The sequence below is a fragment of the Marinococcus luteus genome (genome assembly GCF_034497705.1).
Taxonomy (GTDB): Bacteria; Bacillota; Bacilli; order Bacillales; family Marinococcaceae; genus Marinococcus; species Marinococcus luteus_A.
Genome location: NZ_JAXRUV010000001.1, coordinates 194,596 through 208,916 on the forward strand (window position 1 = coordinate 194,596; position 14,321 = coordinate 208,916).

Annotated in this window: 17 protein-coding genes; all 17 read left to right on the forward strand. The window is 52.1% G+C overall.

What is annotated here, in order from left to right:
* Positions 1–5: 5 nt before the first annotated feature.
* Positions 6–1,748: a flagellar hook-length control protein FliK gene (locus Q9M42_RS01000; RefSeq protein ID WP_322524670.1), complete on the forward strand. Its 1,743-nt coding sequence runs from the start codon at positions 6–8 to the stop codon at positions 1,746–1,748.
* 16 nt (positions 1,749–1,764) lie between these two features.
* The gene (locus tag Q9M42_RS01005) at positions 1,765–2,247 is read left to right on the forward strand and encodes a flagellar hook capping FlgD N-terminal domain-containing protein (RefSeq protein ID WP_322524671.1); all 483 of its coding nucleotides are present in this window, start codon (positions 1,765–1,767) and stop codon (positions 2,245–2,247) included.
* 18 nt (positions 2,248–2,265) lie between these two features.
* On the forward strand, positions 2,266–2,646 hold the full coding sequence (locus Q9M42_RS01010; RefSeq protein WP_322524672.1) for a TIGR02530 family flagellar biosynthesis protein: 381 nt from the start codon (positions 2,266–2,268) through the stop codon (positions 2,644–2,646).
* A gap of 73 nt (positions 2,647–2,719) precedes the next feature.
* A complete protein-coding gene (gene flgG / locus Q9M42_RS01015; RefSeq protein WP_322524673.1) occupies positions 2,720–3,517 on the forward strand; it encodes a flagellar basal body rod protein FlgG in 798 nt (265 codons plus the stop codon).
* A 53-nt stretch (positions 3,518–3,570) separates the two neighbouring features.
* On the forward strand, positions 3,571–3,780 hold the full coding sequence (locus tag Q9M42_RS01020; protein ID WP_322524674.1) for a flagellar FlbD family protein: 210 nt from the start codon (positions 3,571–3,573) through the stop codon (positions 3,778–3,780).
* Between the two features lie 30 nt (positions 3,781–3,810).
* A complete protein-coding gene (locus Q9M42_RS01025; RefSeq protein WP_322524675.1) occupies positions 3,811–4,239 on the forward strand; it encodes a flagellar basal body-associated FliL family protein in 429 nt (142 codons plus the stop codon).
* 43 nt (positions 4,240–4,282) lie between these two features.
* Positions 4,283–5,278 (forward strand): flagellar motor switch protein FliM, encoded by a 996-nt coding sequence (gene fliM / locus Q9M42_RS01030; protein WP_322524676.1) that lies wholly within the window; start codon positions 4,283–4,285, stop codon positions 5,276–5,278.
* Positions 5,271–6,431, forward strand: a complete 1,161-nt coding sequence (gene fliY / locus Q9M42_RS01035; protein WP_322524677.1) for a flagellar motor switch phosphatase FliY — start codon at positions 5,271–5,273, stop codon at positions 6,429–6,431. The genes fliM and fliY overlap by 8 nt, the downstream gene beginning before the upstream one ends.
* Before the next feature lie 22 nt (positions 6,432–6,453).
* A complete protein-coding gene (locus Q9M42_RS01040) occupies positions 6,454–6,816 on the forward strand; it encodes a response regulator (RefSeq protein WP_322524678.1) in 363 nt (120 codons plus the stop codon).
* Positions 6,817–6,838: 22 nt separating this feature from the next.
* Positions 6,839–7,480: a flagellar biosynthetic protein FliO gene (locus Q9M42_RS01045; RefSeq protein WP_322524679.1), complete on the forward strand. Its 642-nt coding sequence runs from the start codon at positions 6,839–6,841 to the stop codon at positions 7,478–7,480.
* On the forward strand, positions 7,480–8,166 hold the full coding sequence (gene fliP, locus Q9M42_RS01050; RefSeq protein WP_022792783.1) for a flagellar type III secretion system pore protein FliP: 687 nt from the start codon (positions 7,480–7,482) through the stop codon (positions 8,164–8,166). The genes Q9M42_RS01045 and fliP overlap by 1 nt, the downstream gene beginning before the upstream one ends.
* Positions 8,167–8,191: 25 nt before the next feature.
* Entirely contained in the window at positions 8,192–8,461 is a 270-nt protein-coding gene (gene fliQ / locus Q9M42_RS01055; RefSeq protein ID WP_022792784.1) for a flagellar biosynthesis protein FliQ, read from the forward strand.
* 7 nt (positions 8,462–8,468) lie between these two features.
* Positions 8,469–9,251 (forward strand): flagellar biosynthetic protein FliR, encoded by a 783-nt coding sequence (fliR, locus tag Q9M42_RS01060; RefSeq protein ID WP_322524680.1) that lies wholly within the window; start codon positions 8,469–8,471, stop codon positions 9,249–9,251.
* Positions 9,248–10,330, forward strand: a complete 1,083-nt coding sequence (gene flhB, locus Q9M42_RS01065) for a flagellar biosynthesis protein FlhB (RefSeq protein ID WP_322524681.1) — start codon at positions 9,248–9,250, stop codon at positions 10,328–10,330. Before fliR ends, flhB begins: the two co-directional genes overlap by 4 nt.
* Before the next feature lie 15 nt (positions 10,331–10,345).
* The gene (flhA, locus tag Q9M42_RS01070; RefSeq protein WP_322524682.1) at positions 10,346–12,379 is read left to right on the forward strand and encodes a flagellar biosynthesis protein FlhA; all 2,034 of its coding nucleotides are present in this window, start codon (positions 10,346–10,348) and stop codon (positions 12,377–12,379) included.
* Positions 12,380–12,381: 2 nt separating this feature from the next.
* The gene (locus Q9M42_RS01075) at positions 12,382–13,452 is read left to right on the forward strand and encodes a hypothetical protein (protein ID WP_322524683.1); all 1,071 of its coding nucleotides are present in this window, start codon (positions 12,382–12,384) and stop codon (positions 13,450–13,452) included.
* Positions 13,442–14,320: a MinD/ParA family protein gene (locus tag Q9M42_RS01080; protein WP_322524684.1), complete on the forward strand. Its 879-nt coding sequence runs from the start codon at positions 13,442–13,444 to the stop codon at positions 14,318–14,320. Before Q9M42_RS01075 ends, Q9M42_RS01080 begins: the two co-directional genes overlap by 11 nt.
* Position 14,321 lies beyond the last annotated feature (1 nt).

Sequence of the window (14,321 nt, forward strand, 5' to 3'; positions counted from 1 at the left end):
CCGCTATGGAGACAGCAATTACCGGCCGGCCGGCGTCGCCAGGCCAGGCCGCTGCGCTCGTACCCGCTCAGACAGGAGGCGGTCCGTCAGCATTTGCCGCTCTGTTTGCCGGTGCCGCCGCATTAACGGGCAAACAGCCGGTTATGGAAAAAGGAACAGAAAATGCCGGGCCTTCTGCTGAGCAGATAATGGAAGCCATCGAAGCAGATCCGGAAACGATCAATGCGCTGATGGAACAGCATCCCGAATTTGAGGAAGCCGTGATGTTTATCGCTGAGCTCGTACGTAACGAACAGGGCGGTGAAGGACCAGTGAAGGAAGAAACGCCCGAAGAAATGCCGGCGGAAATGGAAAATATTTTCACAAAGCTTGCCGCTGTTCTTCATTCTCCAGATGGAGAAACAGCTGCAGGAAAAGATGGAGCTGGGAAAGCAGAATTGCCTGTGCTCGAACAGCTGGCAGCCCGGTTTAACGACCTTGCTCCTCGCAATCAGCAGGCTATACAGGTGGCAGCAGAAAAGCTGCAGGAGGCCGCCGGAGCACTGCTCTCCAAAGCCATGGAGGGGGAGGGAAAAAAACAGACAGAAGAAGTATTTACGAGCCGTCTGAATGAAATGGCTGCGCTTTTTTCAAAAGTTTTATCAGATAAAACAGAGGATGTGCTCCCAGAAGCTGCTCTTGCAGCATCGGCAGTGGCCGCCGGAGCACCGATAAAGGAAGACGGCCTCAAGGCAAAACAGAAGAATGGTCAGCCGGCAAGGGCGCTAGCGCAGAAGGAAATGTCCCCGATGGAAAAGATCGATATCCTGTTTCCGAGAAAAACGGCGGAGGTCCGGCAGCTGATTTCCTTTTTGGACCAGCAGGCCGACGCCAAAAGCAGCGCTGAGAAGCGGCCACAGTTACTGCCACAGGTGCCAGCCGGATGGATGAGCCCTGCTAACGGGAGGTCAGCGGTGGCAGACGCCGATATCCAGATGATAAAAAGAGACCTTCAGCAGTGGCAGAAATATCTCAGTGAACGGGAACAGCCAGGCACATGGGTGCCGAAAGCTCTTCAGCCATCCACTGGAGAACAGTCGGAAAGGCAGCTGACCGCGTTCATGCAAAGTCTTTCGGCTCTGGTGAAAAAGCAGCCGTCGGCGTCTTCAACCGCAGATGCGGGTTGGAATGAAGCGTTTACTAAGCAGCTTGAGCAGATTCTGCAGAGCATCCGCGGCGACTCAGGGAAAACTTCATACTCTCCAGCAGCAACAGCGGGAGTGGGAGAGGCGAGAGCGCTTCAGCTGAACACACCGCTTGTGATTCAGCTCCCGCCGGCGTCTGAAGGAAATAAGCGGCAGGCCGAATTTTTAAAGCAGTTTCAGCAGACGCTCGGGACGATGAACGCTGCCCAACTGAAAAACGGAGCTTCCTATACGATTCGTCTCCACCCTGAACATCTGGGCCGACTCGATGTGAAGCTCACGAAAATCGAAGGACAATGGACCGCCCAGCTGATTACAACCTCCAAAGGGGCGCAGGAGCTCGTGGAAGGCAGCGTGCATAAGTTGAGACATTCCTTCCTGCAACAGAATCTGCAGGTCGAACGCATCGAAGTAGCAGAGCACCCCGATTTCTATAAAGAAGAAGAACAGAAAGAAGAACCTGAAGAACAGCGGGAAGCGGTAAACATGCAGGAAGAGTCTTCAGAAGAAGAACGCTCGTTTGAAGATATTTTACAGCAGCTTTCGGTCAACGAACGAATTTAAAGGAGGTGAATAAACGGTGAGTACGATCACAGATAATATGCAGCTGAACAATGGTTCAAACAACAAATCGCCCTTTGCCGCTGAAAACAGCAACGGCAACATGGATAAAGATGATTTTTTAAAACTGCTTATCACCCAGCTGCAAAACCAGAACCCGCTTGAGCCGATGAACGACACTGAATACGTGTCGCAGATTGCCAACTTCAGTACGCTCGAGCAGATGAACAACATGAATAAGTCGATGGAGCAGTCGACGCAGTTTATGGCGCAGGATGCCCTGATGCAGCTGAGCGGCCTGATCGGCCAGGACGTAACGTGGCAGTCGCTCGTAAACGCCAATACACCAAATGAGGATGTGCAGACGGGGCGGAACGAAATTATGTCGGTAAAAAAAGATACGCAGGGAAACATAATGGTCGAGCTTGACTCCGGCCGCTGGATTGACGGCAGGCAGGTAGTGAACATCGGAGAGGACGAGGCGGCTGCAGAGGAAAGCTGATACGAAGGAAGGAACAGCATGGATTATTCAAAGATACATAACTATTCCAGCATGCCGGTTCCGTCCAATACAGCCAACACCCCACGACCGGAAAAGCAGCAGGCTGGTTCATTTGCCTCGCTGCTGCAGAACGAGCTCACAGCTCCTGATGTCAAAATCAGCAAGCACGCTGCCAAACGAATGGAAGAAAGAAATGTCCATATCCAAAGCGCAGACTGGGAGCAGATGCAGGTGAAGCTAGGCGAGGCAGCAGAAAAGGGTGTCAAGGAATCTGTAGTGGTGTTCCCGGAAGCGGCACTGGTCGTCAACGCAAAGAGCCGGACCGTTATTACAGCAATGTCAAAGCACGAAGCAGCAAACCACACGTTTACAAATATTGACGGTGTTATATTCATGTAAAAAGGCTTGACCGCAAGGAGGCCTGGGCTCCCGACAGACAGACGGGGCCCGCTTAAACTAAAGGAGGAATACGATGCTACGCTCTATGTATTCAGGAATCGCAGGAATGAAGAACTTTCAGCAGAAATTGGATGTTATCAGCAATAACATCTCAAACGTTAATACCCAGGGGTTCAAAAAAGGACGCCCGACATTTCAGGATATGATGAGTCAGCAGACCGGGTCGGCCGCTGCAGCTGAAGGTGGACGAGGCGGCGTGAACGCCAAACAGGTTGGTCTTGGAAGCGAGATGGGAAGCATTGATACGGTAGACACGCAGGGAAGTCTGCAAAACACCGGCCGTGAGCTTGATCTGGCTATTTCCGGATCCGGCTATTTCCGTCTGCAGAATCCGACCGAAGAGGGAGAAAGCTTTACGCGGGCCGGAAACTTCTATCTTGATGATAACGGAGACATGGTGAACTCTGAAGGATTGTATGTGCTGGACACGGAGGGAGACGTTATTAACATCGACGAAGAAGCCCGGAGCTTCAGTATCGATGCTGCTGGTAACGTTAATATTGTCAACCAGAACGAAGATACGGAAACGGTGGCACAGCTGGGGGTAGCGACATTTGCAAATCCGGGAGGACTTGAAAAATCAGGAGGCAACGTGTACCGGGCTTCGTTGAACTCAGGAGCTCCCAACAACCTTGAGCCGGGACAGGGCGGAGCCGGCGAAGTAGTAGCCGGAGCGCTTGAAATGTCCAACGTTGACCTGTCCGAGGAGTTCACGGAAATGATCACTGCTCAGCGCGGATTCCAGGCGAACACGCGTGGTATTACGACAGCAGATGAAGTGCTGCAGGAGCTGCTGAACATCAAGCGGTAACTAATGAATGAAATCGGGGGAGGCAGGGGCGAAGTGCTGCCCCTCAATTAACTATGATGGAATTAACAAAATTAAACGGACGCCCGTTTGTGCTGAACACTACATTGATTGAGCAGGTCGAAGCAGCGCCGGATACGACAATTACGCTGTTGAACGGCAACAAAATTGTTGTCCGGGAAAGCCTCAGTGAAGTGATGGATCGTGCCGAACGGTTTTACCGGCGGACATGGATGCCGGCCGGTCGAAAAGGGGAGAACGTCTGAGCTATGTTAAAAAGCAAAGCAGGAAAAATAATGATGATTATGCTTTTGACCCTTGTACTTATTGCCGGTGCGGCGGCTGCTGTGTATCAGTTTCTCGGCTCCTCTGAACAGGCAGAGGGCAGTGAAGAAGAAAAGGCCGAGGAATTAAGCGCTGAAGAACTGAGGGAGCTCACCTGGGACATGGACGAAATGACCACCAACCTTAAAGGCAATGACCGCTATATTAAAACAATGTTCAGCCTGCAGGCCGATAACGAAAAAGCCCGGGAAGAACTGGAGCAGAGAGACTATCAGATTAACAACATAATTATCCATGAACTGGCCCAGCTCGAACCCGGAGACATCGAAGGCTCGGAAGGGACCACCGAAATGGAAGGACGAATCAGGGAAAAAGTGAATGAGGTTATGACTGAAGGAAAAGTACAGCGGGTCTACACGACCGAACGCGTCATTCAGTAACCCAGGAGCCGCCCGAGAGAAGAGAAAGGGAGGTGAAAACCTCTTGTCAGATGTACTATCCCAGCATGAAATAGATGCCCTTTTGTCCGGATTGTCCACCGGAGAAATGGACGGCGAGCAGCTAAAAAAAGAAGAAAACGAACGCAAGGTCCGGTCCTACGATTTTAAACGCGCCCTGCGCTTTTCCAAAGAACAAATCCGGGGCCTGTCGAGAATTCATGAAAACTTTGCCAGGATTCTTACCACGGCGCTTTCAGGACAGCTGCGATCCTTTGTGGATATCAGCGTAGCCTCTGTGGATCAGGTGCCCTACGACGAATTTATCCGCTCCATTCCTAAGATGACGCTGCTGAATGTGTTTGAAGCACCGCCGCTTGAAGGGCGGATGCTCATGGAGGTCAACCCGCACGTCGGCTACGCCATGCTCGACCGGTTGCTTGGCGGCCAGGGGCAGAGCATGAACAAGGTTGAAAAGCTGACGGAAATTGAAACAAAGCTTTTGAGCTCATTTATGCAGATGATTCTCGAATCCTTTCAGAGTGCCTGGGAATCGGTGCTGAGTATTGAAACCATCGGCTCCGAAATTGAAGTGAATCCGCAGTTTCTCCAGATGGTATCTCCAAACGAAACCGTGGTGGTTATTTCTTTAACCACCACGATTGGAGAAACGTCGGGGATGATTAATCTGTGTCTGCCGCATATGGTGCTTGAAGAGATACTGCCCAAGCTCACCACCCACTACTGGATGCAGACGAAAGTAAAAGAGCGGAACCAGCAGGAAGTGGAGCATCTGAACGAGTGGCTGCTGCAGGGAAATATTTCCCTCCAGGCAATCCTCGGCACTTCCTCTATCACCATCGAAGAGCTTTTACATATGGAGCGTGGAGACATTTTAACACTCAAACAGCACATCCATGACCCGCTCGAGGTGCATATAGGCAGCAGAAAGAAATTTACAGCTCAGCCGGGGAAAAAGCGCAGCCATATGGCTGTACAGATTTTAGAAAAGATAGAGGAGGGAGAAGAACAGCATGAGTAATGACGATATGCTTTCGCAGGACGAAATTAACGAGCTGCTGAAAAACGTCGGTGCAGACGATGACGACGGCGGCGCTTCCTCCGGGGAGACGCCGGCCGAAGAGATTGCTTCTTCCACGGAAGATGAGGAACTCGAACATCTGCTTTCCACTGAAGAAAAGGATACACTCGGCGAAATCGGCAATATCAGCTTCAGCAGCGCAGCCACCGCCCTGTCGAGCCTGCTGAACCAAAAAGTGAGCATCACTATACCAGGGGTAAAAGCGGTGTCGACCAAAATGGTGGAAAAGTCATTTCCCCGTCCTCACGTAGCGGTAAATGTGGAATACACCGAAGGGTTTGAAGGCACGAACCTGTTTGTAATCAGCATGACGGACGCAAGCATTATTGCCAACCTGATGATGGGGGGCGACGGGCAGGTTGATGAGGCAGCTGGCATTGATGAAATGCAGCAAAGCGCGGTTCAGGAAGCGATGAATCAGATGATGGGCTCGGCCTCCACATCGATGAGCACCATTTTTAACAAACGGGTGGACATTTCTCCGCCGGGCGTCAATATTATGAACCTCGAAGAAGAAGAGTCGGCCCGCTACATTCCCGACGAAGATACGGTCGTACAGATCGCGTTCCGCATCCAGATAGGGGAGCTGATGGACTCCTACATTATGCAGCTCATCCCGCTTGGATTCGCAAAGAAAATGGTGGAGGAGCTGCTCGGGGCAAGCACTGAAGCTCCGCAGCCCGAATCGAAGCACCAGCCTGCCCCGGAGCCTTCCGAACGGCAGGAAGCCGAGCCGCAAAGGACTCGCGCCCAGGAAACGAAAGCAGCTCCGACAGTAAGCGGAGCCGCCTTTTCCGAACTTGAGGAGCCCGCGCACAGATATAATGACGGCGGCGGGAATCTGGATATGCTGATGGATATATCGCTTGATGTAACGGTGGAGCTTGGCAGATCGCGGCAGCCGATCAAAGATATTTTGTCGCTGTCGCAGGGCTCGGTGGTTGAGCTAGATAAGCTTGCCGGCGAACCTGTCGATGTACTGGTGAACCAAAAGCCGGTAGCTAAAGGGGAAGTCGTTGTCATCGATGAAAATTTTGGCGTACGCATTACGGAAATTCTCAGTCCGAGAGAACGGGTTGCGCAATTAAAATAACGACAAACAGGGAGTGGAAAGCATGGGATATTCAGTTTTAGTAGTAGACGACGCCGCATTCATGCGGATGATGATTAAAGATATTCTGGAGAAAAACGGCTTTAACGTAGTGGGGGAAGCAAAGGACGGAAACGAAGCAGTGGAAAAGTTCCAGGAAACGTCACCGGACCTGGTGACGCTTGATATTACGATGCCTGATAAAGACGGGATTGAAGCATTGAAGGAAATCAAGGCGGCGGATCCGAACGCTAAAGTGATCATGTGTTCAGCCATGGGCCAGCAGTCGATGGTAATTGATGCGATTCAGGCTGGGGCTAAAGATTTCATCGTAAAGCCGTTTCAGGCAGACCGTGTACTTGAAGCAATTAATAAAACGCTAGGCTGATGGCCTGCCGCGGGGGAAGAAAATGAACTGGAAATACGCAGTAATCATAGTTGTGATGATGACAGTAATTATTCTGGCAGGCGCTGATACAGCGCTTGCCAGCACTACTGTTAACGAGTCCCTGAATCCGCAGGAAAACCAGGAGGGCCCGGCACCCGGAAGTGAAGAAGCACCGGCAGACGGGGAGACCGCGCCGGCAGCGATGGATAACGGCAATCTCTGGCTGAACTTTGTAAAAATGATTGGAGCGCTGGCGGTTGTTCTCGGGCTGTTGTTCTGGCTGCTGAAATTTATCAACAAAAAAACAAGCAAATACCAGTCCACCCGCTCGCTTCAAAGCATTGGCGGCATTGGGCTTGGGCAGAATAAATCGATTCAGGTCGTTAAAGTTGGGGATAAAATGCTTGTGGTCGGAGTGGGGGACACGATTTCGCTGCTTCAGGAAATTGAGGATAAAGAAGAACAGGAGCGGATTACCGCCCAGGAACAGAATACATATACAGGTGTCCCGTCCTTGTTGGATAAGTGGAAAACACGCGGGAAAACAGAGGAAAAAAGCAGCCAGTCCTTTCAGTCGGTGCTCGAAGAACGGCTGAAAAAAGCACGTGGCGCGAAGCATCCGGAGACGCCGGATAGCCGGACGGAAGTGAAGGAGGAACGGTGATGATTATTAGTGCTCTTCCTGCGCTTGATTTCAGCGGACTGCTCGAAGGTGGCGGAGAAGGAGCGGCGACATCGGTCCAGCTTGTGCTGCTGCTTACTGTTTTATCTCTCGCTCCCGGTATTTTAGTGCTCATGACCTGCTTTACCAGAATCGTGGTCGTGCTGAGCTTTGTGCGGATGGGTCTTGCTACGCAGCAGACACCGCCAAATCAGGTGCTTATCGGCCTTGCCCTGTTTTTAACCTTCTTCATCATGGCACCGACGCTTTCGGAAGTAAACGAGCAGGCGTTCAGCCCTCTGATGGCAGGAGAAATCGACCAAAACGAAGCGCTGACCGAAGCGGTCGGCCCGATGAAGGAATTTATGTCCCGGTACACACGGGAAAAAGATCTGGCGTTGTTTATGGATTATGCGGGCGAAGAGCGCCCGGAATCGGTCGAAGATATTCCGCTCACATCACTAGTTCCGGCGTTTGCCATCAGCGAGCTGAAAACAGCTTTCCAGATGGGATTTCTCATTTTTGTGCCTTTTCTTGTTATTGACATGATTGTGGCAAGCGTACTGATGAGCATGGGGATGATGATGCTTCCGCCTGTCATGATCAGTCTGCCGTTTAAAATTTTACTGTTTGTGCTAGTGGACGGCTGGTATCTGATTGTAGAGTCGCTGCTCCTCAGCTACACCTAGCCGGGTTGAAGAAAGGAAGAAATGTATGTCAGCAGAACAGGTAATGCAGATCGCACAACAGGGAATATGGATGGTTTTTTTAATCGCGGGGCCGCTGCTTGTTATTGCGCTCGTGCTCGGCTTTGGGGTCGCAATATTTCAGGCGACCACCCAGATTCAGGAGCAGACGCTTGCATTTATACCAAAGATTCTTGGTGTTTTGGCCGCTATGCTCGTGCTCGGCCCGTGGATGCTGACACAGCTGGTGGAGTACACGAGAAACCTGTGGTATCACGCGCAGCAGTTCATCGGATGAACATACCATGGAAGCAATAATAGAGCAGCTCCCGGCTTTTTCCCTGGTGCTTGTGCGAGTGCTCGCTTTCTTTACGACGATGCCTCTTTTCTCTTATCGGACTATTCCGAATCAATTTAAAGTGGGTTTGGCATTTTTTCTCGCCCTGGCTATTTTCCCGGCACTGGATGCCCCGCTGATGACGGTGGATGGCGAGTATATCCTCCTTTTGCTAAAGGAGGTCATGCTCGGCCTTGCGATTGGACTTATTGCGACGATTATGCTTTATGCAGTGCAGACCGCCGGGATGTTTCTCGATATCTCCTTTGGCTTTCTGGTGGCAAACGTGGTGGATCCGCAGACAGGCGCGCAGAGTCCGCTGTTCGGGGGCTACTTTTACGCTTTTGCGCTCTTAATGCTTCTGACGGTGAACGGACATCATCTGCTGCTTGACGGCATTTACTACAGCTACAGCTTTGTGCCCATCGACCAGACGGGACTTGCGTTCGGCGACGAAGCGGTCGTCACGCACGTGGCGGAAGCGTTTAACCAGATGTTTATTCTTGCCTTTCAGCTGGCGTTTCCGCTCGTCGGCTCACTGTTTCTGGTCGATCTCGCTTTAGGGATTATGGCGCGTGCGGTTCCGCAGATGAACGTGTTTGTCGTCGGGCTGCCGCTGAAAATTGCAGCAGGGCTGCCGCTGCTTGTAGTGGCAATCCCGGGGATGTTTCTGGCAATTCAGTACTTGTATGAAGATATGTTTCACGTCTCGCGCGGACTGCTTGAACTTTTAGGGGAGGGACAGGAATGAAGTGGACACTTGAGCTGCAGTTTTTTTCACAGGAAAAAACCGAGCAGGCAACGCCTAAAAAGCGCCGGGACACGAGACAGAAGGGCCAGGTGCCCAAAAGTAACGATGTGAATACGGCAGTCATCCTGTTTTTAGTATTTGCGCTCTTCTATATGTACGGAGGCACCATTTTCAATCACTTACAGGCGTTAATGACACATACATACATAGAATACATGCAGTGGGAAATTACAAAAGCCAGTGTGCCGGCGATGCTGCAGGAAATTACGATCCAGTCTGTAATCATTATTCTGCCGGTGATGCTTGTGGCCATGGTGGCGGGAGTCGCCGCATCGCTCACGCAGGTAGGATTTTTGTTTACGGGCGAACCGATCAAAATGAAGCTGGAAAAGATTAACCCGCTCAGCGGCATCAAGCGGATTTTTTCGGCCCGGGCACTCGTAGAGCTCGCCAAGGCACTCTTGAAAATTACGCTCGTGGGCGGTGTCGTTTTTGCGATTCTCTGGCTGGCGCTCGACCGGCTGCTGTTTTTATCGCAAAAGGACGTAGGGGACGGCTTTATGGAAATTGCCCGCCTGACCGGACTCATGGGACTGATTGGGAGCCTGCTGCTGCTCGTGCTTTCGCTGCCTGACTATATTTATCAAAAGCATGACCATGAAAAGCAGATCCGTATGTCCAAGCACGACGTAAAGCAGGAAATGAAAAACATGGAGGGCGATCCGCTCATCCGTGGTAAACGAAAACAGAAGCAGCAGGAAATGGCGATGGGGCGGATGATGGAGGAAGTGCCGAAGGCAGACGTTGTTATTACGAACCCGACGCACTTTGCGGTGGCACTCCGCTATGAAGAAGGCGCGATGGGTGCGCCGAAGGTAATAGCCAAAGGGGCCGACCACCTGGCCCGGAAAATCAAAGAAAAAGCAGGTGAACATTCGATCCCGATGGTGGAAAACAAGCCGCTCGCCCGCGCGCTGTACGCCCAGTCCGACATTGATGATGAAATACCTGAAGATTTATTCAAAGCCGTGGCCGAGGTGCTTGCCTACGTGTACCGCATCAAAAGGAAAAACGGCTAGAAAAGGAGCAACGTTATGGGATTTAGAGAACTATCAGTGCTGCTCGGCGTTATATTGATTGTTATTATGCTGATCATCCCGCTGCCGACATTTATTTTAGACGTCTTAATCATGGCCAATATTTCCCTGGCGCTTCTGGTTATTCTCGTGGCGATGAATACGAAGGAGCCGCTCGAATTCAGCATCTTTCCTACACTGCTGCTGCTTGTGACGCTGTTCCGGCTCGGGCTGAATGTTTCAACGACCCGTTCCATTTTAAGCAATGCCGAAGCAGGCAACGTCATCGAGACGTTCGGAAGCTTTGTAGTGCAGGGGAGCGCCTTTGTCGGTCTGGTGGTTTTCGTGATTCTTGTTGTCATTCAATTTGTCGTTATTGTTAAAGGGGCGGAACGGGTGTCAGAGGTTGGGGCCCGCTTTACCCTCGACGCGATGCCGGGGAAGCAGATGAGCATCGATGCCGATCTGAATGCGGGAGTTATTTCCGAACAGCAGGCCAAAGCACGCCGGGAGAAAATCGAACAGGAAGCGGACTTTTACGGTTCGATGGACGGGGCGAGCAAGTTTGTAAAAGGGGATGCCATCGCAGGGATTGTTATTGTCATTATTAACGTTATTTTTGGCCTTGTGATCGGCATGACCGAGCACGGCATGGATATCGGCACCGCTGCGAACACTTTTACGCTCCTTACCGTCGGCGACGGCCTGGTCAGTCAGATACCTGCGCTGCTTATTTCCACGGCAACCGGTATTGTCGTGACGAGGGCAGCCTCAGAGGGTAACCTCGGCCACGATATTACAAAGCAGCTGTTTGCCTTTCCACCGATGCTGTTTGTGGCAGCGGGCGCCATCTTTTTACTGGGGGTGTTCACGCCGATCAATTTCTTTTTGACCACCTGCATTGCCGGCGCGATGGCTGCTATTGGCTTTACCATCAGGCAGACCGTGCTTCAGGAGGAGCAGGCAGCAGTGCATGAAACCGAAGAAGCGCAGGAGGAGGATCTGCGTTCACAGGACAGCGTGATGCAGCTGCTGGATGTGGATCCGATCGAGTTTGAATTCGGCTATAACCTCATTCCTCTTGCAGATGCGAAACAGGGCGGCGACCTGCTTGACCGGGTCGTGATGATCCGGCGCCAGCTGGCGCTCGAGCTCGGGATGGTCGTGCCGGTGATACGTATTCGTGACAATATCCAGCTGCAGCCGGGAGAGTACGTTGTGCGCATGCGAGGCAGCGAAATCGCCCGCGGCGAGCTGTACATGGACCATTACATGGCGATGGGCACCGGGGCTGAAGAACCGATCGACGGCATTGAAACGACAGAGCCGGCATTCGGGCTTCCCGCCCTCTGGATTCCGGAGGAAGAGCGCGATATTGCTGAAGACGCAGGCTACACGGTGGTGGATCCGCCGTCAGTCGTAAGCACGCATCTAACCGAAGTCATTAAAACGCACGCCCATGAGCTGCTCGGCCGCGAGGAGACAAAGCAGCTGATCGATCATTTGAAGGAAACGTACCCGACGCTTGTCGAAGAAGTAACGCCTTCAACGCTTACGATTGGGGATGTGCAGAAGGTACTGGCCAAGCTGCTCCGGGAAGGGGTATCCATCCGGAATATGCCGACTATTTTTGAAGCGCTGGCGGAATACGGCACAATGACCAGGGACATGGAGATTGTGACAGAGTATGTACGGCAGGCCCTGTCGAGACAGATATCGAAGCAGTATGCGGACGGAGAAGAGCTGTTGCAGGTCGTCACACTCAGCGGTGGCATTGAAAAGAAAATTGCCGATGCCCTGCAGCAGACCGAAAGCGGTAATTATCTGGCGATGGATCCAAACGAGTCCCAGCGGGTGGTTCAGCGTATCGGTGCAGAAGCCGAGCAGCTGATGAATATCGGAAAAACACCGGTCATTCTCTGTTCCCCTGCTGTGCGCATGCATGTGCGCCAGCTGATTGAGCGGTTCTTCCCGCAGATGCCGGTATTATCCTATAACGAACTGGAGCCTTCCATCGAAATCCAAAGCGTCGGGGTGGTGAATAATGAATGAGAATGAAAAAAATTACAGCGGATTCGATGCCGGAAGCGGTAGCGAAAGTGCGGAAGGACTTTGGGGATGAAGCGGTCATTCTGCATTCAAGGCCGGTGAAAGTCAGAAGATGGTTTGGACTTAAGTCCGTGAACAAGCTCGAAGTTTATGCAGGAATCGATGACGCCCCTCCACGCAAAAAAGAGCGCACGCCTCCGGCAGACGCCGTAAAGCCGGCCGCACCGAAAGAGGCTAAGGCTGTGGAGGCGCCGGAAAAAACACCGGGAGTGCTTCCGGCTTCAGCGCCGGCTCCTTTTCAGACCGTATCTGCAGCCCTGAAGGCACAGGAAGTAAACGAACGGGTGGAAGAAGAGCTGATGAACCGGTTTATGGAGAAATGGTACGCAGAAAAGGCGAGTCGGCCGAAAGCGGAGGTGCTAGAAGCCTGCATCGAAGAGTGGCTGGAGGACAGGCACCCCCGCGTGGAAGCAAAGCCATTCCGGATGATCCAGCTGGTCGGCCAGACCGGCGTCGGAAAAACGACGACGCTTGCCAAACTCGGCGCCCGGGAAATGCTCCGCAGAAAAAAGTCCATTGCCTTTTTTACGACAGACACCTTCCGCATGGGAGCAGTCGAACAGCTGAATACGTACGCCTCCATCATGGAAGCGCCGGTGCATGTTATTTACGACCAGGCAGATTACAGGGAGGCAGTAGCCCGGTCCGGGGAGCATGATTATGTGTTCATTGATTCAGCAGGAAGAAATTTTCTGCATGAACAGACGGTGGAAGACGCGCAACGGCTGCTGCCGGCAGGGGAGCCGATTAAAACCGTGCTCGTGCTGTCCCTGACGGCTAAATACAAGGACATGAAGGAAGTCGCTGAAAAGTTTCTTCCCTATATATCAAACGAAGTTATTATCACGAAAACAGACGAAACCACATCGTTTGGAGCGCTTCTGAATATTATTGATGAATTTTCGCTCCGCGTGGCATTTGTCACTACGGGTCAGGAAGTGCCGGAGGACATTGAGCCCGCGGACAACAAATGGCTCGCAGCAAAAATAGCAGGGGGGACACTCGGTGAAAAATGATCAGGCTGAAAGCCTGCGCGCTCAGATGCAGAAACGGGGCCGCAGGCAGACGAGAGTGTTGTCGGTCGTAAGCGGAAAAGGGGGCGTCGGTAAATCCAATGTCTCCCTAAACGTGGCCATTTCCCTGGCAGAAGCTGGCGCAGAGGTGCTGTTGATTGATATGGACACCGGCATGGCGAACCTCGATATTCTGCTCGGGTATACGCCCCTTCTGCCGTTTCAGGAAATGTTTACGGAAAATAAAAGTATTTTTGAATTGATTCAGTCCGGTCCCTCCGGTGTTCAGTGGATTGCGGGAGGCTCGGGCCTTTCCGGTGTCTTTCATATGGAAGAGGAGCATAAGCAGCGTTTTTACGAACAGCTGCAGCTGCTGGAAGGCGAATTTGATTTTATTATTTTTGATATGGGGGCAGGGCTGAACGAAAACCATATGCACCTGATTACGACGACCGAACGCGGAATTCTTGTAACAACCCCGGAGCCGACGGCGCTCATGGATGGCTACGCCATGATGAAATACATCCGCTCCCACAAAAGCGACTTTCCATTTGCGGCAGTCATTAACCGGGTGGAGCAGAAAAAAGACGGCCGGGCAGCCGCACAGAAATTAATCACTGTGAGTGAACGTTTTCTCGGCATGCAGCTCGCACTGCTGCCCATGGTGCCAAATGATCCTAAAGTGAGCAGGGCAGTCATGGAGCAGACACCGCTTGTCATTGCGTATCCCAACAGCCGTGCGGCCCAGAGCATGAAGCAGATTGCAGCAGGACTGTGGATGAAAGAACAGCCTGCAGAAACGGACGGTGCGCCGTTCCGGCATTTTATTACAGGGATGAAGCAGCGGTTGTTCGCTTCTGCCCGCACGTAGA

Coding starts and splice junctions, on each gene's coding strand:
- Q9M42_RS01045 (WP_322524679.1), top strand. CDS start 6,839: ATGAACTGGAAATACGCAGTAATCATAGTTGTGATGATGACAGTAATT.
- Q9M42_RS01040 (WP_322524678.1), top strand. CDS start 6,454: ATGGGATATTCAGTTTTAGTAGTAGACGACGCCGCATTCATGCGGATG.
- flhB (WP_322524681.1), top strand. CDS start 9,248: ATGAAGTGGACACTTGAGCTGCAGTTTTTTTCACAGGAAAAAACCGAG.
- fliP (WP_022792783.1), top strand. CDS start 7,480: ATGATTATTAGTGCTCTTCCTGCGCTTGATTTCAGCGGACTGCTCGAA.
- Q9M42_RS01020 (WP_322524674.1), top strand. CDS start 3,571: ATGATGGAATTAACAAAATTAAACGGACGCCCGTTTGTGCTGAACACT.
- fliY (WP_322524677.1), top strand. CDS start 5,271: ATGAGTAATGACGATATGCTTTCGCAGGACGAAATTAACGAGCTGCTG.
- Q9M42_RS01075 (WP_322524683.1), top strand. CDS start 12,382: ATGAAAAAAATTACAGCGGATTCGATGCCGGAAGCGGTAGCGAAAGTG.
- fliQ (WP_022792784.1), top strand. CDS start 8,192: ATGTCAGCAGAACAGGTAATGCAGATCGCACAACAGGGAATATGGATG.
- Q9M42_RS01000 (WP_322524670.1), top strand. CDS start 6: ATGGAGACAGCAATTACCGGCCGGCCGGCGTCGCCAGGCCAGGCCGCT.
- fliR (WP_322524680.1), top strand. CDS start 8,469: ATGGAAGCAATAATAGAGCAGCTCCCGGCTTTTTCCCTGGTGCTTGTG.
- Q9M42_RS01025 (WP_322524675.1), top strand. CDS start 3,811: ATGATGATTATGCTTTTGACCCTTGTACTTATTGCCGGTGCGGCGGCT.
- flgG (WP_322524673.1), top strand. CDS start 2,720: ATGCTACGCTCTATGTATTCAGGAATCGCAGGAATGAAGAACTTTCAG.
- Q9M42_RS01010 (WP_322524672.1), top strand. CDS start 2,266: ATGGATTATTCAAAGATACATAACTATTCCAGCATGCCGGTTCCGTCC.
- flhA (WP_322524682.1), top strand. CDS start 10,346: ATGGGATTTAGAGAACTATCAGTGCTGCTCGGCGTTATATTGATTGTT.